At 72.0% G+C, this 25,349-nt stretch carries 17 protein-coding genes; 7 read left to right on the top strand and 10 right to left on the bottom strand.

Annotated features, from left to right (window positions below):
- Positions 1-187 precede the first annotated feature (187 nt).
- A complete protein-coding gene (locus WMF20_RS08220) occupies positions 188-1,315 on the bottom strand; it encodes a serine/threonine-protein kinase (RefSeq protein WP_237245159.1) in 1,128 nt (375 codons plus the stop codon).
- A 515-nt stretch (positions 1,316-1,830) separates the two neighbouring features.
- Between WMF20_RS08220 and WMF20_RS08215 the strand changes: the two genes are divergently transcribed.
- Positions 1,831-6,915 (top strand): AAA family ATPase, encoded by a 5,085-nt coding sequence (locus tag WMF20_RS08215; RefSeq protein ID WP_437612144.1) that lies wholly within the window; start codon positions 1,831-1,833, stop codon positions 6,913-6,915.
- Between the two features lie 21 nt (positions 6,916-6,936).
- On the opposite strand, the gene WMF20_RS08210 is transcribed toward WMF20_RS08215, so the two are convergent.
- The 4 genes from WMF20_RS08210 to WMF20_RS08195 all read right to left on the bottom strand — a co-directional run bounded on the left by WMF20_RS08210 (position 6,937) and on the right by WMF20_RS08195 (position 10,654).
- Complete coding sequence (locus WMF20_RS08210; RefSeq protein WP_437612142.1) at positions 6,937-7,491, bottom strand: cytochrome C; 555 nt, start codon at positions 7,489-7,491, stop codon at positions 6,937-6,939.
- Between the two features lie 111 nt (positions 7,492-7,602).
- Positions 7,603-9,753 (bottom strand): heavy metal translocating P-type ATPase, encoded by a 2,151-nt coding sequence (locus WMF20_RS08205; RefSeq protein WP_437612140.1) that lies wholly within the window; start codon positions 9,751-9,753, stop codon positions 7,603-7,605.
- Positions 9,754-9,755: 2 nt separating this feature from the next.
- Entirely contained in the window at positions 9,756-10,346 is a 591-nt protein-coding gene (locus WMF20_RS08200; RefSeq protein WP_129573824.1) for a hypothetical protein, read from the bottom strand.
- A gap of 47 nt (positions 10,347-10,393) precedes the next feature.
- On the bottom strand, positions 10,394-10,654 hold the full coding sequence (locus WMF20_RS08195; protein WP_437612138.1) for a hypothetical protein: 261 nt from the start codon (positions 10,652-10,654) through the stop codon (positions 10,394-10,396).
- A 627-nt stretch (positions 10,655-11,281) separates the two neighbouring features.
- Here WMF20_RS08195 and tssC point away from each other — a divergent pair.
- The 4 genes from tssC (at position 11,282) to WMF20_RS08175 (ending at position 16,818) form a co-directional block, all read left to right on the top strand.
- Positions 11,282-12,754 carry a type VI secretion system contractile sheath large subunit gene (tssC, locus tag WMF20_RS08190; RefSeq protein ID WP_129573822.1) on the top strand — a complete coding sequence of 491 codons (1,473 nt, stop codon included), beginning with the start codon at positions 11,282-11,284 and terminating at the stop codon, positions 12,752-12,754.
- A 122-nt stretch (positions 12,755-12,876) separates the two neighbouring features.
- Complete coding sequence (locus WMF20_RS08185; protein WP_437612136.1) at positions 12,877-14,991, top strand: M13 family metallopeptidase; 2,115 nt, start codon at positions 12,877-12,879, stop codon at positions 14,989-14,991.
- A gap of 33 nt (positions 14,992-15,024) precedes the next feature.
- Entirely contained in the window at positions 15,025-15,663 is a 639-nt protein-coding gene (locus WMF20_RS08180; RefSeq protein WP_437612134.1) for a glutathione S-transferase family protein, read from the top strand.
- Between the two features lie 279 nt (positions 15,664-15,942).
- A complete protein-coding gene (locus tag WMF20_RS08175; protein WP_437612132.1) occupies positions 15,943-16,818 on the top strand; it encodes an SDR family oxidoreductase in 876 nt (291 codons plus the stop codon).
- A gap of 236 nt (positions 16,819-17,054) precedes the next feature.
- On the opposite strand, the gene WMF20_RS08170 is transcribed toward WMF20_RS08175, so the two are convergent.
- From WMF20_RS08170 to WMF20_RS08160, 3 genes are all read right to left on the bottom strand, one after another.
- Positions 17,055-17,480, bottom strand: a complete 426-nt coding sequence (locus WMF20_RS08170) for an ester cyclase (RefSeq protein ID WP_437612130.1) — start codon at positions 17,478-17,480, stop codon at positions 17,055-17,057.
- A 40-nt stretch (positions 17,481-17,520) separates the two neighbouring features.
- Positions 17,521-18,762 carry an MFS transporter gene (locus WMF20_RS08165; RefSeq protein ID WP_437612128.1) on the bottom strand — a complete coding sequence of 414 codons (1,242 nt, stop codon included), beginning with the start codon at positions 18,760-18,762 and terminating at the stop codon, positions 17,521-17,523.
- A 358-nt stretch (positions 18,763-19,120) separates the two neighbouring features.
- Positions 19,121-20,080: an AraC family transcriptional regulator gene (locus tag WMF20_RS08160; RefSeq protein ID WP_165373857.1), complete on the bottom strand. Its 960-nt coding sequence runs from the start codon at positions 20,078-20,080 to the stop codon at positions 19,121-19,123.
- Positions 20,081-20,323: 243 nt separating this feature from the next.
- Between WMF20_RS08160 and WMF20_RS08155 the strand changes: the two genes are divergently transcribed.
- Positions 20,324-21,202, top strand: coding sequence for an SDR family oxidoreductase (locus WMF20_RS08155; protein ID WP_437612125.1), 879 nt, complete (start codon positions 20,324-20,326; stop codon positions 21,200-21,202).
- A 76-nt stretch (positions 21,203-21,278) separates the two neighbouring features.
- On the opposite strand, the gene WMF20_RS08150 is transcribed toward WMF20_RS08155, so the two are convergent.
- Entirely contained in the window at positions 21,279-23,135 is a 1,857-nt protein-coding gene (locus WMF20_RS08150) for a M20/M25/M40 family metallo-hydrolase (protein ID WP_437612123.1), read from the bottom strand.
- A 203-nt stretch (positions 23,136-23,338) separates the two neighbouring features.
- Between WMF20_RS08150 and WMF20_RS08145 the strand changes: the two genes are divergently transcribed.
- Entirely contained in the window at positions 23,339-24,349 is a 1,011-nt protein-coding gene (locus WMF20_RS08145; protein WP_129573813.1) for a methyltransferase, read from the top strand.
- A gap of 189 nt (positions 24,350-24,538) precedes the next feature.
- Here the strand turns inward: WMF20_RS08145 and WMF20_RS08140 are convergent, their stop codons facing one another.
- On the bottom strand, positions 24,539-25,330 hold the full coding sequence (locus WMF20_RS08140) for a hypothetical protein (protein WP_437612121.1): 792 nt from the start codon (positions 25,328-25,330) through the stop codon (positions 24,539-24,541).
- Positions 25,331-25,349: the final 19 nt, after the last annotated feature.

Here is a 25,349-nt window from a genome sequence, read left to right as displayed (position 1 = left end):
TCTACGCCGACGTCACGTTTTCTCGGCGCGGCCGCGAGGTCCAGCGCGCGCGACGGCGCGGGCGTCCGGCGTCGACGGGGCGGCCCGCCCGGTTGCTCCCTGCCCGCCCCGCGCCGACGTCACGGCGCACCAGGCGAGCTCCGGCGGCGATCCTCGACGGAGTCGCGGGGGCGCGATCGGCGCCGGCTCACTTGAGCTGCGCCGCGGCCACGCCGAGGATCGCGAGCAGCGACGCGACGGCCGCGAGGAGCGCGAGGCGCGTCGTGTGCCGCGCCAGGTGCGGCGTCTCCTGCTGGAAGGTCCGCGAGAGCGCCGGCGCGCCCGGCTCGGCCCCCTGCAGCAGGCGCGGCGCGGGGCGCGGCTTCGCGTTGAGCCCGAGCCCGATCGTCGGGAGCGAGGCGCGGGGGCGCGGCGGCAGCGTCGCGCCGAGGATGCGCGCGGCGCGCTGCGCGTAATCCTGGCTGCCCACCGGCGCGTGGGGGGCGAGCGCGATCGCCAGCTCGGCCACGTTCGCGGGCCGCCGCGCCGGGTCCTTCGCGAGGCAGCCGAGGAGCACGCGCTCGACGACGGGGGGAATGTCGGGCCGGAGCGCGCTCGGGAGCGCCGGCTCCGCGCTGGCGACGCGCAGCGCGAGATCGGCGGGCGAGCGCGCATCGAAGGGCGGCTGCCCCGTCAGGAGCCGGTAGAGGATCGCGCCGAGCGACCAGATGTCGGCGCGCGCATCGACAGGGCGCGACGGCTGCAGCCGCTCCGGCGCCACGTAGAGGGACACGCCGAGCCCCTCCTGCGCCGCCGCGCCGTCGTCGCCCGCGGAGGACGGCTCCGTCGAGACGCCGAGGTCGACTACCTTGAGGAGCGTCGCCCCGCCGGGGGTCGTCGTGAGGAACAGGTTCGCCGGATCGAGGTTGCCGTGCACGATCCCCGCGGCGTGCGCCTCGGCCATCGCCACGCAGGCCTGCAGCACGTAATCGATGGCCTCCGAGATCTCGAGCTGGCCGCGATCGCGGAGCAGCTCGGCGAGGTCGCGGCCGTCGAGGTGCTCCATGACCAGGTACGGGACGCCCGAGTCGAGCTGGCCGACGTCGAGCACCCGCGCGACGTGCTCGCCCCTGAGCCGCACCGCCGCGCGCGCCTCCCGGAGGAACCGCTCCACGAGCGCAGGGCTGGAGTCGCCGACCAGGAGCTTGATCGCGACCCGCTCGGGCTGGACGAGGTGGCTGGCGCCGACCACCATCCCCTTCCCGCCCCCGCCCAGGACCCGGTCCACCCGGTACTTCTCGGCGATCACGTCCCCTGCGACCACAGGTGCGTTCATCGAAGCTCCCCGCTGCGCGCACCGGCGCGGGGCAGCGGCCCACCCCGGACATGCGCAGCTTCATTCTAGCACCTTCGCTCGCTGGATTGATCGAGGTCGCGCAGCCCGCGCGCTCGCCCGGAAGCGCTGCCCAGCGCGCCTCGCGGAGCAGCGCGAGCAAGCGCGCGCCGCCAGGGATCGGACGGGATTACATCGAGCGCCCGTTCAACGACGTTCGATCCAAAGGGCGCCAAGGGTGCCCAAAGGCGCCAAGGGTGCGCCGGGGTCTCGCGCGTCGGCAGAGGAAGCCGGACGAGCGACATCTCGGCGCTGACCCTAGCCCTGAGCGCGGCGGGCGGCCGATCGAGCATCGATGTGCCGAGGAGGCCGCGTGGCTCCCCGGCCCGAGGAGGGCTGAGGCCGAAGGGGAAGAGTCGACCGATGTTCCCGCGACGCCGTGAGGCCCGAAGCCCTCTCGGCTAGCGCACACACGCAGCCGGCCTTATGCTCCCGTGAAGCGCGCGAGGGGGACGCGTATGGCTCGGGCGGAAACGACCGAGATTCACCGCTGCGGCCGCTTTCGGCTCCGCAGGCTCACGCTCGCCGGCAGGGCGGTCGTGCAGAAGACCGTCCGCGGGACCCCTCCGGCCCCGGGCGCCGCGGGTTTGCTGCTGCGCGAGCACGCCTTCCTGCGCCGGCTCGACGTGCCGGGGATCGCTCGGCCGCTCGCCCTGGAGGGCCCGGAGAGCGCGCCCGCGCTCCTCCTCGAGGACGCAGGCCCCGAGGATCTCGAACGGCGGCTCGGCCGAGGGCCGCTCGCGCTCGACGCGTTCTTCCACGTCGCCGTCGCGCTCGCCGACGCCTGCGCGCGCATCCACGCGGGCGGCGTCGTTCACCGAGCGATCTCCCCGAGCCGCGTCGTCCTCGGCGCGGACGGGCAGGTCACCCTCGTCCATTTCGCCGACGCGGCCGAGCTCACGAGCGCGCCCGGCGCCCTGGAGCTCGAGAAGCTGAAGGCCCTCCCCTTCCTGTCCCCCGAGCAGCTCGGGCGCACGGGCCGGTTCGTCGACACGCGCTCGGACCTGTATGCGCTGGGCGCGACCTTCTACGCCATGCTCATCGGCGCGCCGCCGTTCCAGGAGCTCGATCCGCTCGCGCTCGTGCACGCCCACGTGGCGAGGAGCCCCGTGCCCGCGCACGCGGTGAGCCCCTACGTGCCGGCGGCGCTCTCCGAGATCGTGCAGCGGCTCCTCGCCAAGATGCCGGAGCTGCGGTACCAGAGCGCCGAGAGCCTCGCCGAGGACCTGCGCGAGGCGCGGCGGCGATGGCTCGCCGCGGGCGACGTCGCGCCGTTCGAGCTCGGACGCCTCGACCTCGCGCGGCGGCTCCCGCTGCCCGAGCGCCTGTTCGGGCGCGAGCGAGAGCTCGCCGCGCTGCACGGCGCGCTCGCCCGCGCCGCGGAGGGCCGCACGGAGCTCGCGCTGGTGACCGGAGAGGCGGGCATCGGGAAGACCGCCCTCGTCAGGGGGCTCGGCGACGCGGTCGCCGAGCGGGGCGGGCGGTTCATCGAGGGCAAGTTCGATCTGCGCGCCGCCAACGTGCCCTACGCCTCGCTGGCGGAGGCGCTCCGCGCCCTCGCGGCCGCGCTCCGCGCCGAGCCGGAGGACAGCCGCGCAGCGCTCAGGGAAGCGGCGAGCGCGCCCTGCCGGGCGCTCGCCGAGCTCTGCCCGGAGCTCGCCGACCTGCTCGCCGCTCTGCCCGAGCTGCCCGCGGCGGATCCGAGGCGCGCGGAGAGCCGCTTCCTGCTCGCGATCCAGGACTTCGTGCGCGCGGTGGCCGCAGAGCGGCCGCCGCTCGCCATCTTCCTCGACGATCTCCAGTGGAGCGACGCCGCGTCGCTCCGCGTCCTGCGCGCGCTGGCCGCGGATCCAGGCAGCCGGCACGTGCTGCTGATCGCGGCGTACCGGCCGAAGGAAGTCGGCCTCATGCACCCGCTCCAGGAGGCGCTGGAGGAGCTCCGGCGAGCCGAGATCCCGACCACCCGCGTGCCGCTCGGCCCCCTCGACGCCGAGGCGATCGTCGCGCTGCTCGCCGGCGCGCTCCGCTGCGAGCCGGAGCGGGCGCGGCCGCTCGCGGAGCTCATCCTCGCCAAGACCGCGGGCAACCCCTTCTTCATCCGCCAGCTCCTCCGCTCGCTCCAGGAGAAACGGCTGCTCCTGTTCGACGCGGGCCGCTCGACGTGGACGTGGGATCTCGGCCGGATCGAGCGGGTCGGGGCCACCGACAACGTGGTCCAGCTCATGGCCGAGTCGGTCCGCAAGCTGCCCGAGCAGACGCAGCAGCTCCTGCAGATCGCGGCGTGCATCGGCAAGCGCGCGGATCTCGAGATCGTCGCGGCGGTGTCGGGGCGGTCCGTCGACGGGGCGCTCGCGTCGCTCGGCAAGCCGCTCTGCGAGGGCCTCCTCCTGCCGGACAGCGCGCGCGATCGCGGCACGGGGCTCGCGATCCGGTTCGCCCACGATCGCGTCCAGCAGGCCGCCTACGAGCTCGCGCCGGCGGAGCGGCGGGGGCAGCTGCACCTCGAGATCGGCCGCTTCCTCCTCGAGGCCTCCCCGGGCGGCGGCGCGGAGGGCGCGCTGTTCGACGCCGTGGATCAGCTGAACCTCGGCCCGGCGCCGATCGATCCGGAGCGGCGCGGCCGCCTCGCGGAGCTGAACCACCGCGCCGGCCTCAAGGCGCGCCGCGCCGCGGCCTACGGCCCGGCGCTCGCGTATTTCCGCAGCGGCCTCCGCCTGCTGCCCGAGGGCGCCCCGCGCTCGTGCTACGCGCTCTGGTTCTCCCTCCACCGCGACGCGGCGGAGTGCGCCGCGCTGACCGATCGGCACGCCATGGCCCGCGCGCTCGTGGACGAGGGGCTCCGCCACGCGGCGTCGATCCCCGAGAGGGTCGACCTGGAAGCGCTCCGGATCATGAGCGCGACGATCACCGGCGAGCACGATCTGGCGCTCGGCTGGGGGCGCGACGCGCTGCGCGCGGACTTCGGGGTGGAGCTGCCCGCGGCGGATCTCGACGAGGAGATCGCGGCGCAGCGGCGGGCCATCCGCGGGCACCTCGGGGCGCGCTCGCCCGAGTCGCTCGTCGACCTGCCGCGCGCGACCAGGCCGGAGGAGCGGGCCCACATGAGGCTCCTCGCCGAGATGGTGGCCCCCGCCTGGTTCGCGGACCGGAAGCAGCTCTTGCTCCTCACCTCCCTCGGCGTCCGCCTCGCGCTGGAGCACGGCAACTCGAGCGCGTCGATCCTCCCCTACGCAGGGTACGCGATGCTCCTTTCGGCCGAGGGCGAGCTCCGGAGCGCCCAGGGCTTCGGCCGGCTCGCCGTGGAGCTCGCGCGGCGGTTCGAGGATCGCGCCCAGGAGACGATCGCCCGGTACATGGTCAACGAGTTCGTTCGCCCGTGGGTCGCGCCGCTCGCCTCGACCGCGGGGGCGTTCCGCGAGATCGTCGCCCTGGGCCTGTCGTCCGGCGAGCTCCGCTTCACCTCCTACGCGCGCACGGGGCTCGTGGAGCACTCGTTCGCCGCAGGGGTGGAGCTCGATCGCGTGCTGGTCGATCTGAACGACGCGATCGCGTTCAGCCGGCAGACCGGCAACAAGTCGACGCTCTTCTACCAGCTCGCCTACCGGCAGACCATCCGGTGCCTCAAGGGGCTGACCAGGAGCCGAGGCGTGGCCGACGACGCCGAGTTCGACGAGGCGGCCTTCCTCGAGGCGGCGCAGAAGGAGCCGCCGGCGAGGTGCGTGTACCATGTCCTGCGCCTCCAGGCTTCTTACGTGTACCGGGATCTGGCGCAGGCCACGGCGCACTCCGACGCGGCGGTCCCGTGCATCCACTTCATCAGCGGCTACATCCCCGAGTGCCAGCACGCGCTGTACACCGCGCTCACCCTGCTGCAGCGGTGCGATGAGGTCGACGCGCCGGAGCGGGCCGCGCTGCTCGCGCGCGCGGCCGACCTCCGGCGCGTCCTGCAAGGGTGGGAGTCGGGCTGCGCGGAGAACTTCCTCGCGCGGCGCCTCCTCGTCGACGCGGAGATCGCCCGCGTCGAGCGCAAGCTCGAGCTCGCCGGCGCGCGGTACGACGAGGCCGTCGACGCGGCGGCGCGCGGGGGGTTCGTCCACCTGGACGCGCTCGGCAACGAGCTGGCCGGGCGCTTCTATCACGGGCTCGGGCGGGCGCGGATCGCGGCCCTGTACCTGCGCGCCGCGCGGCAGGGGTTCGCCCGGTGGGGGGCCTCGGAGAAGGCGCGCGCGCTCGCGGACGAGTTCAGGCTCTCCGGGCCCTACGGGGAGCCCGAGCTCGCCGAGGAGCGGCTGCCGGCGGTCGCCCTCGACGCGCTCAGCCTGCTCAAGGCCGCCGAGACGCTCTCCGGAGAGATCGTGCTCGATCGCCTGCTCGAGAAGCTCCTCGGCGTCTGCCTGGAGGCCGCCGGCGCGCAGCGCGGGGCGCTCGTGCTCGAGGAAGAGGGGGAGCTCTTCGTCCGGGCCCTCGGGTCCGTCGCCGCCCCGGTCTCCATCGAGCGTGCGCCGCTCTGCCGGTCGCGCGAGGTCCCGCAGCGGGTCGTCGAGCACGCGCACCGGGCGCAGGAGACGCTCGTGCTCGACGACGCGGCCAGCGAGCCGGAGCAGGGCCGCGATCCCCGCTTCGCCGACGGCGGATCGAGGTCGGTCCTGGTCCTGCCCATCCAGCGGAACGAGGCGCGGCTCGGGGTGGTCTACCTCGAGAACAACCTCACCACGCAGGCCTTCACGCGCGACCGCGTCCACGTGCTCGAGCTCCTCTCGGACCAGATCGCGATCGCCCTGGAGAACGCCCGCCTCTACCGCGAGGCGCAGCACGCGGTCCGCATGCGCGACGACTTCCTCAGCATCGCGTCGCACGAGCTCCGCACGCCCGTCACCTCCCTGCGCCTCGGCATCCAGGCGCTGCTCCGGCGGAACGGCCACGCGCCCGACGATCGCCTCGGGCGCGCCCTGCACAGGATCGATCGGCAGGTGCAGCGGCTCACCCGGCTGATCGACGATCTCCTGGACGTCTCGCAGCTCCACACCGGCCGGCTGGAGCTGCACGTCGAGCCGGTCGACCTCGCGGAGGTCGTGGACGAGGTCGTGGAGCGGCTCGGCGAGCGCGTCGCGCAGTCGGGCTCGCCCGTGAGCGTGCGCGCCGAGCCGTCCGTGGTGGGTTCGTGGGACCGGAGCCGGCTGGAGCAGGTGGTGTCGAACCTGCTCGACAACGCCCTCAAGTTCGGCGCGGGCAAGCCGATCGAGATCTCGGTGGCGCGGAACGGCGGCGCGGCGGAGCTCGTGGTGCAGGATCAGGGCATCGGGATCCCGGCCGGGCGCCTCCCCCACGTGTTCGAGCGGTTCGAGCGCGCGGTGTCGAGCCGCCACTTCGGGGGGCTCGGGCTCGGGCTCCACGTCGTGAAGACCATCGTGGAGGCGCTCGGCGGCGCGGTGCGCGTCGACAGCCGCCAGGGCGAGGGCGCGCGCTTCACGGTGGAGCTGCCCTGCGAGCCGCCGGCCGGGAGCCGGGCGGCGCCGGCGTCGCTCGGCGGCCTGCGCCCCTGACGCGCGCCGGCCCGGGGACCGCTACGGCCTGCGCGCCGGCGGCTGTGGGACCATGAGGATGTACGGCGTCTCCGGCTCCTCTCCCGGCGGCACCGCCTGCGGCGCGCGGGCGCCCTTCGCGCCGAGGCTCCGGATGAAGCGGTACATCGCCACGAGGTCGCGCTCGTGCATGGTGGCGTAGTTGAGCCAGGGCATCGGCGGGCGCCCGGCGGCCGCGCGGAACATCCTCACCCAGGCGTCCTCGCTGAGGTCCTGGACGGCGAGCCGGAGGTTCTCCGCGTAGCTCGTCCCCCACGGACCGCGGTAGCCGACGTCGTTGCCCGTCAGCCACTCCGAGGCCGGGAGCCTGCCGCTCGATCGATCCCAGGCCGGCGTGTGGCAGTCGTTGCACCCGCCCACGAGGATCAGGTACCGGCCCGCCTCCTCCGGGCTCGCCGCCGTCACGTGCGGCGAGGCGGGCGGCTGAGCACAGTCGGCACAGCCGATCACCGCCGCCAGCGCCGCGGCCGGCAGCCCGCGCACAGCCCGGCGCGCCGCGCGCGCCGGCGCGGCGGGGGACCTCGATTCAGCGCGCATTTCGCTCCCCATCCCGGCCATTTCATCCGCCGTGCAGCGCGCATACCCGGCCGCGGCGCCGCGCGGGGCGGAGCGCGCCCGCCGCCGCCTGGGCCCGCGCGCCGCGCCGGCTCACCGGCGGCGGGCGCGGGCCGCCCTGCGCGGCGCCGCCATGAGCGGACGGACGCCGTTCACGCAGGCGAGGACCGCGGAGCCGTTGTTCATGAGCGTCGCCGCGACCGGGTTGAGGAGACCGGGGATCGACAGCGCGTACGCGACCGCGTTCACGGCGAGCATCATCGAGAAGTTCTGGTGGATGATGCGCATCGCGCCGCGCGAGATGTCGATCGCCTCGACGAGCTTCGACAGGTCGTCCTCCACGAGGACCACGCCCGCCGTCTCCCGGGCGATCTCCGCGCCCGCGGACACGCTGATGCCGATGTCGGCGTACGAGAGCGCCGGGGAGTCGTTGATGCCGTCCCCCACGACCGCAACCGTGCGGCCCTCCTGCGTCAGCCGCCGTGTGATCTCCGCCTTGTCCTCGGGCAGCATCTCCGCGAAGTACCGGGTGATGCCGAGCTCGAGCGAGACCTGCCGGGCCACCTCGCGGCTGTCGCCCGTCAGCATGACGATGTCGTCGATCCCGCGCTCGCGCAGGCTCCGGATGGTCGCGCGGCTCTCGGCCCGGATCGCGTCGCGGTAGGCGAGCGTGGCGACGTGCCGCCCGTCGACGGCGAGGAAGAGGAGCGACTTCGCCGTCGCCTCGAGCGCCTGCCTCGCGCCGGCCTCGGCGCGGCACGAGACGCCGAGCTCCTCGATGAAGCGCGGGCTGCCGAGCTGGACGACCTTGCCGAAGACCCTGGCCTGCACGCCCCGGCCGACGAGGTAGCGGGACTCCTCCCGGTCCGGGACCGACAGCCGCCACGCCTCGGCGAGGCGGAGCACGGCCTGCGAGACGGGGTGCGTCTGCCGCGCGGAGACCGCGGCGGCGAGCGTCGCCGCCTCGCGCTCGGGCAGAGCGTCGTGGACGAGGAAGTCGGTCACCTCGGGCACGCCGGAGGTCAGCGTGCCGGTCTTGTCGAACACCACGGTCGACACCCGCGCGAGCTTCTCGATGTACGCGCCCCCCTTGATGAGGATGCCGCGCCGCGCCGCGGCGTTCATCGAGGCGAGCACCGTGGTCGGGGCCGAGACGCGCGGGCCGGTGCCGAAGTCGATGGTCAGGATGGCGGACACGCGGCCGAGGTCCCGCGTCGCCGCGAACACGACCGCCGAGCACGCGAGCGCCGGCGGGACGAGCCGGTCCGCCACCACCTCCGCGTAGTTCTGCGCGCGCGTCTCCAGCGCGGGCGCGTTCTCGATGAGCCGCGCTGTGCTCGCGGCGGTCGTGTCGCCGCCGACGCGCTCGGCGCGGATGTACAGCTTGCCGTCCTTGATGACGGTCGCCGCGAAGCAGCGGTCGCCGGGGCCCTTGAGCACCGGCATCGACTCGCCGGTCAGCGTCTGCTGATCGACGAGCCCGTCGCCGTCCGTGACCGTCCCGTCGACCGGGATCACCGAGCCGGTGTAGACGACGAGGACGTCTCCCACGGCGAGCTCGGCCACCGGGACCTGCACCTTCGCGTCGCCGCGCACCACCCACGCGAGGTCCTGCTGGTAGCCGAGCAGGCCGCGGATCGCGCGCCGGGCGCGCGCCTGGGTGAGATCGCGGATGTGGTCGCCGAGCGTGACCAGCCAGATGATGCCGGCCGCGTTGATGGCGTCGCCGGTCGCGACGGCCGAGGCGATCGCCAGGCTGTCGAGCAGGTCGACGTTGAGCTTGCGCTGCCGAACCACCGAGTCCCACGCCCGCTTGAAGATGGGCGCGCACGTCGCGGCGATGAACGGGTACGCGAGGAGCGGCGAGACGAAGCCGAGCGAGAAGAGCATGCCGGCGCTCGAGAGGTAGAGCGGGCGCTTCGCCATCGCCGACGCGCGGCGCGCCTTCCTGGCGCCGCGCGCGGCGCGCAGCGCCCCCCGCGGGGCCGGCGCGGCGGAGGCCTCGGCCGCGGCGCGCACGATGGCGCCGACGTCGACGATCCGCGGGTCGTGCTCGACGACGGCGCTCGACGCGCCCTCGGCGATGCGCACGGACAGGACCCCCGGCACGGCGGCGAGCCCCGCCTCGAGCAGCGGGCCGAACGCCTCGTCCCGCCCGAGCCGCGGCAGCCGCAGGCGGACCCGGCCGTGGATCGTGTGGGCGACCGAGACCGCGCCGGTCCCGCTCGACAGGAGCGCTGCCATGGTCACCCCGCCTCGCCGCCGGCGGGCGCGCCCGAGCCCGCGAGGAAGCCCTGGATGCGGGCGTGGTTCAGCACCACGAAGGCGTCGACCCCGTACTTGATGAGCGTGATCCAGTGGGGCATGCTCGGGGAGCGCCGCAGCAGCACCTGGAGCACCCCGGAGCCGACGAGGACCGCCGGCACCAGGAGCTTGAGGTCGACCTGCGGCGGCGGGACGGCCTTCGACGCCGCGTTCAGCCGGTCCGCGGCCTGGACCACGAGGCGCGCCGTCCGGCCGGGGCTCGGCGGCTCGGCGGGCGCCGCGCAGTGCGGCGGCGGGGGCGAGAGCGCGTCGAGCGGGTGACAGCCGCAGTCCGCGAGCTCCGGGATGCTCGCGAGCTCGGAGAGGACGGTCTCCAGCGGGATGTCGGGCTCGTGCTCGACCGTGAGGCTCCCGGCCCACGCGCTCGCCCGCGCTTCGACGACGCTCGGGCAGGCGCGCGCCGCCTCCGCGATCTCTTCCGCCCTCGCCGGGTCCCTGCGCAGCGCGGGGACGCCAAAGCGCACGCGCCCGACAACCCTGTGGATGATGACGACCCCTCGATCGCTCGGCATGGCTCACCTCCCGGCCGTCCGGGCCGGGTCACCGGAACACCCTCTCGTCAGGCCGCGGGCGGCTCGATCTCGGCGCGCGCGGGCGCCCGCACGCCGCCCACGCCGGCGCGCTGCTCTTGCCGGGCCATCTCCTCCCTCACCTCGGCGATGAGGTCGCCGAGCCGCTCCCTGCCCTCGCCGAGCGCGCTCTTGAGCGCGTCGGCGGTGGCGAACCCGAACCGCAAGGCCCTCTTGACGGTCGGACGGGTGATCCTGGTCAAGCTGGCGAGTCCCACGCCGATGATGATGCCGAACCCGAGGCGTTCCATCCCCCCTCCTCTCCTCGAAATCCACGACCGGCGGCGCGCGGCGGCGCCGCTGAAAGACAGAGCATCGGAACCACAGAGGCACAGAGAACACGGAGAGAGACAGAGGCGCTCTGTCCCTCCGTGCTCCTGTGGCTGACTCCCTGGATTCTTGGCTGTTCGGGACGCTAGCGACGCGCGATGTCGGCGCCGCGCGGCCACGGCCAGGACGGGCGACGTCGCGCGGGCGGCGGCGCCGATTCCGGCAATCTGGGAGGGCGCCTTCGAGCGAAGACCACTGCTTCCGCGACTTCCGTGAGAGCACCCACGCATGATTTGTAACACCGTAGTCTCTCGATCGCCATGTACATTTCATGTCCACTCGACACCTGACTTGCGCGCTGACGGAGCGTCGGCGCTGTTCTGCGCTGTTCTGCGCTGCTCCGCGCTGTCACGCGCTGTTCTGCGCTGTTCTGCACGGTTCCATACGGCCGCGCGCGAGCGTCCGAGGCGCGCCGCCGCGCCGTCACGTCAATGCGCGATCGGCGTGGGCAGACGGGGTGAGGCTGCGCGGGACCGCGCCGCGCCGGCCGCGGACGCCGGCGTGTCCGTCGCTTCCAGCCGGCGACCGACCGTGGTAAATTTGTGGACATGCAAGCGGGGCAGCACGAAGAGCCGGCGACGGAGAGCGGCGGCTCTCTGCTCGAGGAGCTCCTGGCGGAGACGGGGATCCCCCCGGCCAACGAGGCCTACCAGGACATGAAGCGCGGCGTGAAGGCCGCGCTCGACAGGGTGGCCGGCCGGCCGGACGCCGGCCCGGCGCTCGACAACGCCCTCATCGACCTGTGGATCGCCGAGATCGACCAGCGGCTCTCGCGCCAGATCGACGAGATCCTGCACCACCCGGTGTTCCAGCGGCTGGAGGCCGCGTGGCGCGGCCTCAAGTTCGCGGTCGATCGCATCGACTTCCGCGAGAACATCCGGGTCGAGGTCCTCAACTGCTCGAAGGACGACCTGCTCGCGGATTTCGAGGACTCGTCCGAGATCGTGAGGAGCGGCCTTTACAAGATCGTCTATTCGTCGGAGTTCGGCTCCTTCGGCGGCAAGCCGTTCGCCGCCGTCGTCTCGAACTACGAGTTCGGCCCCGGGCCCCAGGACATCGCGCTCCTCCAGAAGTGCGCGGCGGTCGCGACGATGGCGCACGCGCCCTTCCTTGCCGTCGCGGGCCCGCAGTTCTTCGGGCTCACGGACTACCGGAAGGTGCCGCACCTCGGCGACGTCAAGGCGCTCTTCGAGGGGCCGCAGTACGTGAAATACACCTCGTTCCGCGAGTCCGAGGACGCCCGCTACGTGGGCCTGCTCCTCCCCCGCTTCCTCCTGCGCCTGCCCTACGGGGCGAGCACCGTCCCGGTCCGGGCGTTCTCCTACGAGGAGGACGTCGTCGGCAACCACGCGGCGTATCTGTGGGGCGCCCCCACGTACGCGCTGGCGACCCGGCTCGCCGAGAGCTTCGCGCGCCACCGCTGGTGCCTGCACATCATCGGCCCGCAGTCCGGGGGCACGGTCGAGGGGCTCACGCTCCACGAGTACGAGGCGCTGGGCGCCATCCAGACGAAGATCCCGACCGAGATCATGCTGACCGAGCGCCGCGAGTTCGAGCTCAGCGAGGAGGGCTTCATCGGCCTCACGTTCCGCAAGGACACGGACAACGCCTGCTTCTTCTCCGCGAACTCGGTGCAGAAGCCGAAGTTCTTCGGGCAGAGCGAGGAGGGGCGCGCCGCGGAGGTCAACTACCGGCTCGGCACGCAGCTGCCCTACGTGCTCCTCGTCAGCCGGCTCGCCCACTACCTCAAGGTGATGCAGCGGGAACAGATCGGCACGTGGAAGGAGCGCGGCGACCTCGAGCGCGAGCTGAACAGCTGGCTGAGCCAGTACGTCGCGGACATGGATGTCGTGTCGCCCGCCGTGCGCTCGCGCAGGCCGCTCCGCAAGGCGCGCACCTCGGTGACCGAGGTGGAGGGGAGCGCGGGCTGGTACCGGGTGCACCTCGAGGTGCGCCCGCACCTCAAGTACATGGGGGCGTACTTCACCCTGAGCCTGATGGGGAAGCTCGACCGGGAGTGAGGCCGCCCGCGCCTCGGACGACGGCGGCCGAGGCGGCGAAGGCGAAGGCCGGCCGGCGTCGCGGGCTCCGCGCGGCCGGCGGTCGCTGTCCGCGCAGCGCGCGGTTCGTGGTACAGCGCCGCATGCGCACGCAACGACCGCTCGCAGCCCCCCTCGCGATCACCCTGGCCCTCTCTGCGCTGCCGGCGTGCGGCCCGGCCGCGGGCCCGCCGCCGCCGCCCCCCTCGGCGGTGAAGGCGGCGGCCCCTCCGCCTCTGCCGCAGGGCCTCCCGATCGTCGAGACGAAGCTCGAGAGCGTCGGGCTCGACGAGGCCGCGCTCGATCGCTCGGCCAACCCCTGCGAGGACTTCTACCAGTTCGCCTGCGGCGGATGGCTGGCGAAGGCGGAGATCCCGGGCGACGAGGCCATCTGGATGCGGAGCTTCAACGAGATCGAGCAGCGCAACGAGGCGGAGCTCCGGCGCATCCTCGAGGAGGCGGCGCACGCCGGCGACCGGGATCCGGTGAGCAAGAAGATCGGGGCCTACTACGGCGCGTGCGTCGACGAGGCCGCGATCGAGGCCGCCGGCGCGAAGCCGATCGCGGATCTCCTCGCCAAGGCGCGGCGGGTGCGCGACCCGAAGAGCCTCGGGGCGCTCGTCACCGAGCTCCACAGCCGCCGCATCTGGGCGCTGTTCGACATCGCCTCTGCGCAGGACATGAAGGACGCGACGCGCGTCATCGCCCAGCTCGACCAGAACGGGCTCGGCCTGCCGGACCGCGATTACTACCTCAACGAGGACGACAAGTCGAAGGCGCTCCGCAAGACGTACGAGGAGCACGTCGCGCGGATGATGCGGCTCGCCGGGGCCCAGGAGGCCGCGGCGAAGGCGGCGGCGGCCGACGTGATGCAGATCGAGACCGAGCTCGCGAAGATCTCGAAGACGCGGGTCGAGCGGCGGGACCCGAAGGGCCTGTACAACAAGATGGACCGGGCGGCGCTCGCGAAGGCGGCGCCGGATTTCCCCTGGGACGCGTACTTCCAGGGTCTCGGCCGCCCGGACATCAAGGAGGTGAACGTGACCTCCGTCCGGTTCTTCGAGGGGCTCTCGCGGCTGCTCAAGTCGACGAAGCCCGCCGCGTGGCAGAATTACCTGGCGTGGCACGTGGTGCGCTCCCTCGCGCCCGCGCTGCCCAAGGCGTTCGTCGACGAGAGCTTCACGCTGCAATCGGCGTTCACCGGCCAGAAGGAGATCCGGCCGCGCTGGAAGCGCTGCGTCGACGCGACCGACAACGCGCTCGGCGAGCTGCTCGCGCAGCCGTTCGTCAAGACGAGCTTCTCCGGCGAGAGCAAGCCCGCGGCCGAGGCGATGGTGCGCGAGATCAGCGAAGCGTTCGGCCGCGAGGTGCGGGCGCTCGACTGGATGGATGAGGGCACGCGGCAGCGCGCCCTCGCCAAGCTCGGAGCGATGGCGTACCTCATCGGGTATCCCGACAAGTGGCGGACGTACGATTTCGAGGTCGATCCCAAGTCGTACGCGAAGAACGCGCTCGCGGCGCGCGCCTTCCACACGCGGTGGGATCTCGGGAAGATCGACAAGCCGCTCGATCGCGACGAGTGGCAGATGAGCCCGCCCTCGGTGAACGCCTATTACGATCCGCAGCGCAACCACATGGTCTTCCCCGCCGGCATCCTTCAGCCGCCGTTTTACAGCGTGAAGTCGGGCGTCGCGGTGAACCTCGGCGGCATCGGCATGGTGGTCGGGCACGAGCTCACGCACGGGTTCGACGACGAGGGCTCGCAGTTCGACCAGAAGGGAAACCTGGAGGACTGGTGGCCGAAGGAGATCGCGGCGGCGTTCAAGGCGAAGACCGAGTGCGTCGAGGCGCAGTACTCGGCCTACGAGGCGCTGCCGGGGGTGAAGCTGAACGGCAAGCTGACGCTGGGCGAGAACATCGCGGATCTCGGGGGCCTGAAGCTCGCGTTCATGGCGTACCGCACGATGCGCAAGGGCGCGGCGGAGCAGACGGTCGCGGGCGGGTTCACCGAAGATCAGCAGTTCTTCCTGGCGCACGGGCAGTCCTGGTGCGGCAAGATGCGCGACGAGGCGCTCCGGATGATGGTGCAGGTGAACCCGCACTCCCCGCCGCGGTTCCGCGTGAACGGGCCGCTCGCGAACCTGCCGCAGTTCGCCGAGGCCTTCAGGTGCGCGCCCGGCACGCCGATGCGGCCGGCAAAGATGTGCTCGGTCTGGTAGCCGCGGCCGGCGTCCCTGGAGAGAGGAGGAACCATGATCCTGATTGGCCAGTACGACTCGCCGTTCGTGCGCCGCGTCGCCGTGGCGCTCCAGCATTACGGGCTCGCGTACGAGCACCGCCCGTGGTCGGTGTGGGCCGACGCGGAGTCCATCGCGAAGCACAACCCGCTCCGGCGCGTGCCCGTGCTCGTGACGGACGGCGGGGAGTCGCTCGTGGAGAGCGCGGCGATCCTCGACGCCCTCGACGATCTGGTGGGGCCCGATCGCGCGCTCCTGCCGCGCTCGGGCGAGGCGCGCCGCGCCGGGCTGCGGGTCTGCGCGCTCGCCACGGGCCTCGCGGACAAGGCGGTGAGCCTGCTCTACGAGCACGTGCTGCGCGAGAGCGACCGCCGCAGCCAGGTCTGGGTCGACCGCTGCGCCGCGCAGCTCGGCGAGACGCTCGATCTCCTGGAGCGCGAGCGCGCCGCGCGGGGCGGCGATTTCTGGTTCGGCGCCTTCGGCCACGCCGACATCGCGGTCGCCTGCGCGCTGCGCTTCATCGGCGAGGCGCACCCGTCCGTCACCGACGCGGCGAGGCGGCCGGCGCTGGCCGCGCACGCGGTCCGCTGTGAGGCGCTCCCGGCGTTCGCGGCGGTGGTCCAGCCCCTCCACGTGGCCGTGAAGGCCTCCTGACGCGCCCGCGTCGCCGCGCAGCTCCGGCCGCCCGACGCGCTCGCGCGGCCGCGCAGCCCCGGCCGCCCGGCGCGCTCGCGTCGCCGGAGCCCCCGTGCACAGCGCACGATACAAATCCTCGCGGACGCCGCTGGACGCCGCTCACCGACGATATCGCGCGGTGAGACAATCTAGCATGGATGAGAGACGTATTCGCATGGATCCTCTCTGAAGCCATGCCGATACTGCCCTGCATCCGGACGTAGCGAACACACACCGACGTTCCGGGAGGAGAACGAGATGGGCACGAGCAACGGCAGCAGCGGCAAGAAGATCCTGGTCCTGGCCAGCACCGGAACGGTCGGAAAGCTCTTGGTCGAGCAGCTCACCCAGGCGGGGGAGCAGGTGCGCGCGGGGTCGCGCGACCCGGCCAACGTGGCGCAGGTGCGCGGCGTCGAGCCGGTGCGCTTCGATTATCGCGATCCCAGCACCTTCGCCGGGGCCCTGGAGGCGGTGGATCGGGTGTTTTTGCTGTCGCCCTCCGGCGAGCTGGCGCAAGACGATCTGCTGCTCCCCTTCCTGAAGGCGGCGCTCTCCGGCGGTCGGCGGAAGATCGTGCTGCTGACCGCGTCCGGCGTCGAATACGACGACAACATCCCGCTGCGGAAGGTGGAGCTCTTCGTCGAGCGGTCGGGGGCGCCGTACGTGATCCTGCGCCCGACCTGGTTCTCGGACAACTTCCACACCTTCTGGCGCGGGCCGATCGTGCAGGCGGGGGTGCTGCCCATCCCGGCGGCGGACTCCCGGACGGCCTTCGTCGACGCTCGGGACATCGCGGCGTCGGCGGTCGCGGCGCTGCGGTCGGACCGCTTCGACAAGCAGGCGTTCACGCTCACCGGCCCCGAGGCGCTGACCTACGCGGACGCGGCGGCGATCCTGTCCAAGGTGTCGGGCCGGCCGATCCAGTATGTGAACGCGGACGACGCGTCCTTCATCCAGGGCGCGACGCGGGCGGGCCTATCCGACGGGTATGCCCATTACCTCACGGCGCTGTTCGGGTTCGTGCGTCAGGGCGCGGCGTCGCAGGTCAGCCCGGGCGTGACCACCTTGACCGGCCGGGCCCCGCGCAGCCTGGCGCAGTACGCCCAGGACCACAAGGACGCCTGGAAGGCGTGAGCGCGGCGTAGCGGCGCGGACCGGAGGGCGCGCGGAGCGCCCTCCGCGACGGCTCGATCCGCCGAGGAGCAAGCTGGAAGAGCACGGCATGCAGCAAGAGGAGAGACCGCAAGGGCGCAAGAGGCGCAACGGCACAGGGATGGAATTATATTCTCCTCTGCCCCTTGCGTCCCTTGCGCCGTTGCGGTCCTCTTCCCATGAATCGACTTTCGCCGAATCTCAACGTGATCGGCGCTCTAATGCCCCGGCGTCGGAATCAGGCCCAGCTGCTGCCGCGTGCGCAGGTCGTCGCTGTGCGCCCAGTGCTCGGCCATCTTCTTGCCGATGAAGCGGACGATGTGGGTGCCGCCAGACTCGATCCGGCGGTTCGTCGCGGGGATGCCGTGGTACGCGCCGCGGTGGGTGCCGGTGAAGGAGACGCGGGCGACCAGCTTGTCCCCCTCGGCGATCAGGTCCTCGATCGTGATGCGGAAGTCGGGGAAGGCCTCGAAGAACATCGCGAACGTCTGCTTGAGCCCCGAGAGCCCCGGCCCTTGTCCCGGCGGCCCCGCGTGGTCGAGCACGTCGTCCGTGAAGTAATCGTCCGCCGCGGCGACGTTCCTCTCGTGCCAGACCACCTCGACGTATTCCCGGTACAGCGCCTTGAGATCGTGCGTGCTCATGGATTCAGCTCCTTCTTGGGTCCGTTCGACGAAAGCGCCGTCAGACGCGCGCCGTCTCCTCGAGCTCCTTGCCCCGCGTCTCCGGCAAGAGCCACAGGATGAGCCCCAGCGCGATCAGCGGAAAGACGACCGTCGCCGACATGGCGGGCCCCCAGCCGACCCGCTCCGCCGCGACGCCGAGGAAGATCGGAGAGAGCATGTACGCGAGCCGGCCGAGCAGGTTGTTCGACCAGGCGAGCGCGTCGCTCCTGAGGTGGGTCGGGAAGAGCTCGGTCGTGTACGCGTTCAGCACGGGGAGCACGGCGCTCCCGCCGAAGATCGACAGGGCCAGCGAGGCCGTGAGCCCGGCGTGCGAGTGGAGCGAGTACCCGCCGAACACGCCGGCCGCCGCCAGCGTGAAGGTGATCACCGCGCCTTTGCGGCGGCCCACGGCGTCGATCAGCTTGCCCGACGTGAAGACGAAGGGCATGGCGACGAGCGCCGCGATCATGATGCTCGTGCCCACCTGCCCGTCGCTGAGCCCGCGCTCCCGCGTCGCGAACGTCTTCCAGAACGTGACGGCGTTCTGGATGCACACGAACATCAGCGCCCAGATCAGGGCGAGCTTGAGCATCCGCCCGCGGTACGCCGAGCCGAGGATGCGCGTGAACGGCTGCGTCTCCTCCCGCCTCCGCTCGGCGGCCATCTGCTCGAACCGCGCCGTCTCGCGCAGGTCGCGCCGGGCCAGCGCGATGAGCACGAGCGGAATCGCCCCGACGAAGTAGATGGTCCGCCACCCGAGCGAGGTCGAGAGGAACAGCGGCACGAGCCCGGCGCACGTGATCGTCCCCAGGCTGGAGAACGCCTCGATGAGGCCGATCGCGAGCCCGCGCCGGTCCTTCGGGAACTCCTCGGCCGCGTAAACGACGCTGACCGCATACTCGGCGACGAGGAAGATGCGCGCGAGGAGCTGGAACCCGGCGAACGCGATCACGTTCGGCGCGAGGCCCGTGAGCAGGGAGAACAGCGTGTAACCCGCGATGGTGATCGTGAGCAGCCGCTTCCTGCCCCAGTGGTCCGCCTTGCGGACGAGGAGAAAGGCGAGCATCGAGCCCAGGCTGATGACCCCGATCAAGAGCCCCTCCCCCTTCGGGGAGAGCCCCATCTCCGCGCCGAGGTTCGGGAGGATCTGCGTGATCGCCAGGCGGTCATAGCCCTCGAAGAACGCGGCGACGCTCAGGAACGCGAGGAGCCGAAACTGGTACCCAGTGAGCGGCGTCTTCTCGGTATCGCGGGTGGACATGGGGGTTCAGCTCTTCCAATCCGAGCGGGAGCTCGTGGGCGCGACCGGACTTCTGCGCGCGAGGACCAGCGTGCTCACGCCGCTGGCCGCGGCCTCCGCCGGCCCCGCGCGCCCCGCAGCCCTCGCCGGGCCTCCCCTATCCAAGTTCCGCGCCTACGGCAGAGACCGCAGCGCAGAGTCTCCGCGCTCGTGGCTCATCGCAGAACGGCACGCGCGCTCGCATCCGCCCGGCGGCGCGCTGCTTCCGAGGCAACACCGCTGCTGGTGGAGCGTTGCCGCAGCAGCAATCGCGCCGGCCGCGCGACGCCGCCGGCGCGGCCCGGCGACGCGGAGGAGCGCGAGCGGCGCGGTCGGCCCCTCACGTCGACCGGCGGGGCGAGTCGCCCTGTCCCGCGCGCCTGCCGTCCTCGCGATGGCCGTCGCGGTAGGCCGAAGGCGACGTGCCGACCAGCTTCTTGAACGCATGAGAGAACGCGGCCTCCGAGCTATAGCCCACCTCCGCGGCGACCTCCGCCACGAGGGCCGCCCCGGACCGCAAGCGGACCTTCGCGCGGTACATGCGCCACTCCGCGAGGTACTTGCCCGGCGACGCCCCCATCTGCTCGGTGAAGCGCGCGGAGAACGCCGCCCGCGACATGCCCGCCTCCTGCGCCAGCGTCAGCACCGACCAGTCGAGCTCCGGATTCCGGTGCATCCGCGCGAGCGCGCGCCCGATCTGCGGATCGGCGAGGCCCCGCAGCCATCCGCGCTCGTCGGCGGGCACGTCGCGCAGATACGCGCGCAGCGCCTGCACGAGCAGGACGTCCGAGAGGCGCGCCGTCACGATCCCCGCGCCCTCGGCCGGCGCGCTCACCTCGGCGGCGATGCACTGCGTGTGCGCCTGAACGAAGGGGCCGACCCCCTCGTCCGCGCGGAGGTGGAGGACGGGCGGCAGCGCCTCGAGCGCGGGGTGCCCGAGGGTGCCGAAGCGGAACTGCCCGCAGACGATGGTGGTCGGCACCCCGTCGCCGCCATGCTCGACGGCGCGCCCGGGGGACGCGCTCCGGACGAGATCCTCGATCGGGACGGCCTTGCGCGGCTTGCGCGCGTCGCGGAGCACGTGCCCTCGGCCGCTCGGCATCACGAGGAGATCGCCGCTGGTCAGGGCGACGGGCGGCCGCGGCCCGTCGACCTCGAGCCAGCAGCTGCCGCGCGTGATGATGTGGATCCCCCGTCCGCCGGGCGGGAAGCGGAGCGCCCAGGGCGCGGTGAGCTCCAGCCGGAAGTACGACACGCTCTCGAGGCGCAGCTCGCCGACGATCTCGCTGAGGAGGTCCATGCAATCGAGGCCAGGGTAGACGACCCGAGAACGTCCATCAAGTCGGCACCACGGTAGACGATCTCGAAAGTGATCGAGCCAAAATCGCATGGATCCGCCAGCGCACGGCCGCTACAAACCCGTGGATGTCCGGCGCTCCCCGGCCCCATCGACGGGCCGGAGCGGGGCCGGCGCCGCGCGCGGCCGGCGCCGCGATCATCGTCGATGGGTACCGCTGTACCCCGAAACCCAGGAGAACTCCCCATGAGTAGCGCTTCCCCTCGCATCGTCGTGCTCGGGAGCACCGGCATGCTCGGCGCCCCCGTGACTCACGAGCTGGTGTCCGCCGGCTACGCCGTGACCGCCCTCGTCCGCGACCCGAGCGCGACCCGCGCGAGCCACCGGCTGCCGTCCAGCGTCCACCTCGTCGCCGGCGACGTCAACGACGTGAACGGATTGACCGCGGCGTTCCGCGGGCACGACATCGTCTATGTGAGCCTCTCCGTGCCGGTCACCGCATCGGCGAGCGCGTGGCGGGTCGAGTCGGAGGGCATGAAGAACATCGTCGCCGCGGCGCGGGCGGCGGACATCAAGCGGATCGCGTACCTCTCGTCGCTCCTGCATCGGTACGACGGGTTCCGCTGGTGGGTCTTCGACATGAAGCGCGAGGCGCTCACGATCCTGAAGGAGAGCGGGATCCCGAGCACGATCTTCTATCCGTCGAATTTCATCGAGTCGATCCCCTACCGGAGCCGCCAGGGCAAGCGGATCAACCTCGCCGGCAGCCCGCGCGAGAAGGCCTACTGGATCGCGGCGCGCGATTACGGCAAGCAGGTCGCGCGCGCGCTGGCGCTCCCCGGCGATGAATCGCGAGAGTACGTGGTGCAGGGACCCGAGCCGCTCACGGCGAAGGAGGCGGCCGAGCAGTTCGCGAAGCATTACACGAAGGAGAAGCTCTCCGTGGGCGCGGCGCCGCTCGGCGTCTTGAAGGTGCTCGGGCTGTTCTCCCCGCTGTTCAACTACGTCTGGCACATCTCCGACGCGATCAACAACGCGCGCGAGCCGTTCCAGGCCGAGACGACCTGGAAGGAGCTCGGCAAGCCGGAGACCACGGTGGCCGACTTCGCCGCGTCGTTCCAGTGAGCGAGGCGGGGCGCCCGTCGCGGGCGCCTGTGTGAACGAGGGCGGGGCGCCCGTCGCGGCGCCCCGCGGCGCGCGCTCAGTGGTCGCTGTGGTCGCCGTCGACCGAGGAGGAGCGCTGGCGCGCGCCGGAGTCCTCGCACGTGCCAGCGATCGGCTCCGGCTGCGGCTCCTTCGCGTGCCTGATCTCCCGGTCCACGACGTTGCAGAGGATCTTGGTGCTCAGGGCCAGGTCGCGGACCGGCATGGCCTCTCTGATCCCGTGGTAATTGACCGGCTCCCCGAAGGCGGTGTCGAACAGGGCGCCTGCGGCGATGGCCTTCACGTACGCCTTGGCGTCCGTGCCGGCGCCCATGGCCACCGCGGGGGCCGGCTTGCCCGTCACCTCCTCGAACGCGCCGCTGATCCGGCTGAAGGTGGGGCCGTCGGTCCGGCGGACGTCCGGCGCCACCCGGGTCGCGGTCTCGAAGGAGATCGGGGCGCCGGCGGAGGTGGCGTTGAATTCGTCGACGATCTGCGCGAAGATGCCGGCGAACTCGCTATCTTGGCCGCACAGGAGCCCCTCGCTCTCTCCGTCCCACGGCTGGCTGTGGTGGCCGATGGCATAGCGGACATCGAGGCTGAGCGTGACGGCTCCGGGCGCGGGCTCGGTGTAGAACCTGGTCAGCGCGTAGGTGGTGCCGTTGCCCTCGGTGAACACCTCGTCGTGGCGCTCGAGCAGCTCGGGGTGAGCTTCACCGAAGGTCTTCGTGCCCCAGGTGGAGACGATGAACCTGCACATGCGGGCGACGTCGTTGTCCGCGACGACCTGCGCCTCCGACAGCGCGCCGAGGAAGTTGGCCAGGGAAACGAGCGGGTTCGCGCCGCTCGCGCGGTTCTCCTGGGGGACGGAGGCGTGCTGCGCGCCCGCGACCTCGGTCGTCAGCTTGAGCTCGTCCGGGAGGCCCGAGGTGTCGACGGTGAGCTTGGCCCGCCGGTACGACGGATCATCGAACGGGTGGGCAGCGTACTCCGCCTCGATGCGCTGGGCGAGCTCCTCGAGCTGCGCCGGCGAGTCGCTGCGGAGGATCGCCTCGGCGCGGTCCGGGAGCTGATTCACGGGACCGGAGGGGGTGTTCAGCGATTCGATCCACACCCCCGTCTCGGGAGGGGGCTCGCGCGGGAGGGAGAAGACGGGGCGCTCGATGCCCTTCTCCGCGCGCACGGCCCAGAACGTATCGAAGATGATCTCGAGGTCGGCGGCCTCCTCGGCGTTCTCCTCGCGGTACCGCCGCATCGACATGGGGCCGATCTCCTCGGTGGTGTCGAAGATGAGCTCCACGGTGATGTCGTCGAGCAGGGGGCTGCCGTCGTACGCGCGGGCGATGTCCTTGAGCACCAGGAACGTCGCCAGCGCCGGCCCCTTGTCGTCGATGGCGCCGCGGCCGACCCATAGGTCCTGCTCGCCCCCGTGCTTTGTGGCGCCCTTGGCCTTCGTCAGCTGGAACGGCTCCCACACGTCGGCGTCGCCGGGAGACACGGTGTCGAAGTGCGTGTTCAGGGAGATCTTGCGGGGCCCGTTGCCGAGCCGGAAGCCGAAGACCCAGTAGTACCTGGGCTCGGCCGCGTTGCCGCTCTCGACCTTCCACTCCCACGGCTCCAGCTTGTGGGTCTTCTGCCCCTCGTTGAACTGCCTCGCCTGCGCGCTCAGGTCGTCGGCGATCGCCTGCATGTTCGCGACGAACGCCTCCTCGTTGGCGAACTGCTCTTCGCGGTAGGTCTCGGCCGCGACGAGCCTGGCCAGCGCGTCGAAGCTCGCCTCGAGCTCGGCGTCGACGCTCGCGCAGGCCGGCTCGCGAGCGGCCGGCGCCTGGCTCGACGGGTCGTCGCCCCGGCAGCTGACACCATACGAGAGCGCCGCGACGCCGATCCAGCCTGCCCGATAAAGCCTAGTCAACCTCATACATCCTCCAGGGCGGATTCGATTCGAATCGAATCCATTCAGACAACGCGCACACCAATACATGCACCGTTCGCGCCTCGAGTTCCGCACGGCAGCAAGGCGAAAACGACAACAACAAATCTGATTTTCGAGAGCCTTTGTGGCTCTTACATGCAATACATAGGCGTTCCCCCGAAGCACAAACACAGGTGATCCATATGGCACAAGAGTTCGATCACAACGCGATTGTACGGCTCGGTATGGCTTACGCCGAGTCGAAGACGCTCCTCAGCGCCGTCGAGCTCGGCGTCTTCACGGAGCTCGCGAAGGGGCCGCTGGACTGGCAGGCGCTGCGCGAGCGGATCGGGATCCACCCCCGCGCGGCGCGCGATTTCTTCGACGCGCTGGTGGCGCTCCGCCTGCTGCGGCGGGAGAGCGGGCGCTACTCCAACACGCCGGAGACGGACCTCTTCCTCGATCGGGCGAAGCGGACGTACATCGGCGGGATGCTGGAGATGTCGAACGCGCGGCTCTACCGGATCTGGGGCTCGCTCACCGACGCGCTGCGCACCGGCGAGCCGAAGAACGAGGTCGCGGAGGGCGAGGACATCTTCACGTGGCTCGCCAAGTCGCCCGAGAAATATCGTGAGTTCACGCAGGCGATGACGGGGCTCAGCCTGCCGTCGGCGCGGGCGATCGCGGCGAAGTTCCCGTGGGAGAAGTACAAGACCTTCGCCGACGTCGGCACCGCGCAGGGGGGATTGCCCGTCCAGGTCGCGCTGGCGCACCCCCACGTGAAGGGCATCGGGCTCGATCTGGCGCCCGTGCAGCCGGTGTTCGAGGGCTATGTCCGCGATCACGGGCTGGCGGATCGGCTGCGCTTCCAGGTGTTCGACCTCTTCCGGGACGCGATCCCGCAGGTGGACGTGATCACCATGGGGCACATCCTCCACGGGTGGAGCCTCACGGACAAACGGAGCTTCATCAAGAAGGCGTACGACGCGCTCCCCCAAGGAGGCGTGCTCGTCGTCTACGACGCGATGATCGACGACGATCGCAGCGAGAACGTCGCCGGGTTCATGATGAGCCTCACCATCCTCCTCGAGACGCGCGAGGGCTTCGATTACACGAGCGCCGATTGCGCGAGCTGGCTGCGAGATCAAGGCTTCCGCGACGTCCGCGCGGAGAAGCTCATCGGGTCGGACTCGTTCGTCGTCGGCGTGAAGTGAGGAGGGCCGGCGCGCAGGGGTGAAGGCCCGGCGGCCAGGAGCGATGAGCTCCACGGGGTCGCCGGGCCGCGCTGGCCGGGCGGACGCCCCGCTGGCTCGACGCCAGCGGGGCACCGCCCCTCGCCCCCCGCGGGCCATGTGCGCTGCGATATCCATCGTTGGAGCGCCGGCGGGGCGCCGCGACCTTCGTTATTGCAGCGCGTCCGGCAGCGACGTGAGGACGCAGAGGCCCGTCTCGGCATCGCAGGCCACGCGGTCCGCGAAGTCGGGGTTGATCCCGGAGCCGAACGCGCGGCCCTTCGCGAGATCCGGGCGCGGATCGCAGAGGGTCGGGTCCGGCACGCCGTCGGGCGCGCACTCGACCGCGGGGTACAGGCCCACGACGCTGTACGACGCAGAGCAGCCGTCCTCCGTGTAGGTCAGATCGCCGACGATCTGCGTGCCCGGATAGGCGGCCGTCACGTAGATGCGGAGGTTGCTCCACGCATAGCCGATCTCGACCGCAGGGCGCTGCGTCGGCGGCGTATCCTCCGGAGCGTCCGGGGGCGGAGGCTCCTCGTACGCCGGGATGCTCAGCCTGGCCTCCGACAGCGAAGGGACCGTGCAGACGTCGTCCTCGTCCGGATCGACGGCGGCGAAGTCGCCAATGGAGTCGAGCGCGGCCTCGCCGAGCTCCACCTGCGCGCCCTGGGCCGCGAAGGCCGGGAAGGCGATCCCCGACGCCCGGACGGCGACGTGGGCCTTCGTGAAATCGGGGCGCTTCGGGTTGCCGGGCTGCCGGGGGTTGTATTTCTCGATGCCGACGATCTCGCCCTTGAGCGTGTCGCAGGCGCCCTCGCCCTGCTTCGAGCCGGGCTTCAGCGTGTATTTCGCCGCGAAGCCCCCGTGGGCCGCGGTGCAGGTGACCCTCCGCTGCTCGCAGGACAAGGACAGCGCGGCGAGCACGAGGATCCCGAGAGATGTTCCGAGCGTTCGTTTCATGGTCATCCGTCTCGCAGTG

Source organism: Sorangium sp. So ce834, from assembly GCF_051521425.1.
GTDB lineage: Bacteria > Myxococcota_A > Polyangia > Polyangiales > Polyangiaceae > Sorangium > Sorangium cellulosum_D.
Note: the sequence above shows the minus strand (reverse complement) of the source record. Positions and strands in the feature narration are given on the sequence as shown.

Coding starts and splice junctions, on each gene's coding strand:
- WMF20_RS08220 (WP_237245159.1), bottom strand. CDS start 1,315: ATGAACGCACCTGTGGTCGCAGGGGACGTGATCGCCGAGAAGTACCGG.
- WMF20_RS08215 (WP_437612144.1), top strand. CDS start 1,831: ATGGCTCGGGCGGAAACGACCGAGATTCACCGCTGCGGCCGCTTTCGG.
- WMF20_RS08210 (WP_437612142.1), bottom strand. CDS start 7,491: ATGCGCGCTGAATCGAGGTCCCCCGCCGCGCCGGCGCGCGCGGCGCGC.
- WMF20_RS08205 (WP_437612140.1), bottom strand. CDS start 9,753: ATGGCAGCGCTCCTGTCGAGCGGGACCGGCGCGGTCTCGGTCGCCCAC.
- WMF20_RS08200 (WP_129573824.1), bottom strand. CDS start 10,346: ATGCCGAGCGATCGAGGGGTCGTCATCATCCACAGGGTTGTCGGGCGC.
- WMF20_RS08195 (WP_437612138.1), bottom strand. CDS start 10,654: ATGGAACGCCTCGGGTTCGGCATCATCATCGGCGTGGGACTCGCCAGC.
- tssC (WP_129573822.1), top strand. CDS start 11,282: ATGCAAGCGGGGCAGCACGAAGAGCCGGCGACGGAGAGCGGCGGCTCT.
- WMF20_RS08185 (WP_437612136.1), top strand. CDS start 12,877: ATGCGCACGCAACGACCGCTCGCAGCCCCCCTCGCGATCACCCTGGCC.
- WMF20_RS08180 (WP_437612134.1), top strand. CDS start 15,025: ATGATCCTGATTGGCCAGTACGACTCGCCGTTCGTGCGCCGCGTCGCC.
- WMF20_RS08175 (WP_437612132.1), top strand. CDS start 15,943: ATGGGCACGAGCAACGGCAGCAGCGGCAAGAAGATCCTGGTCCTGGCC.
- WMF20_RS08170 (WP_437612130.1), bottom strand. CDS start 17,480: ATGAGCACGCACGATCTCAAGGCGCTGTACCGGGAATACGTCGAGGTG.
- WMF20_RS08165 (WP_437612128.1), bottom strand. CDS start 18,762: ATGTCCACCCGCGATACCGAGAAGACGCCGCTCACTGGGTACCAGTTT.
- WMF20_RS08160 (WP_165373857.1), bottom strand. CDS start 20,080: ATGGACCTCCTCAGCGAGATCGTCGGCGAGCTGCGCCTCGAGAGCGTG.
- WMF20_RS08155 (WP_437612125.1), top strand. CDS start 20,324: ATGAGTAGCGCTTCCCCTCGCATCGTCGTGCTCGGGAGCACCGGCATG.
- WMF20_RS08145 (WP_129573813.1), top strand. CDS start 23,339: ATGGCACAAGAGTTCGATCACAACGCGATTGTACGGCTCGGTATGGCT.
- WMF20_RS08140 (WP_437612121.1), bottom strand. CDS start 25,330: ATGAAACGAACGCTCGGAACATCTCTCGGGATCCTCGTGCTCGCCGCG.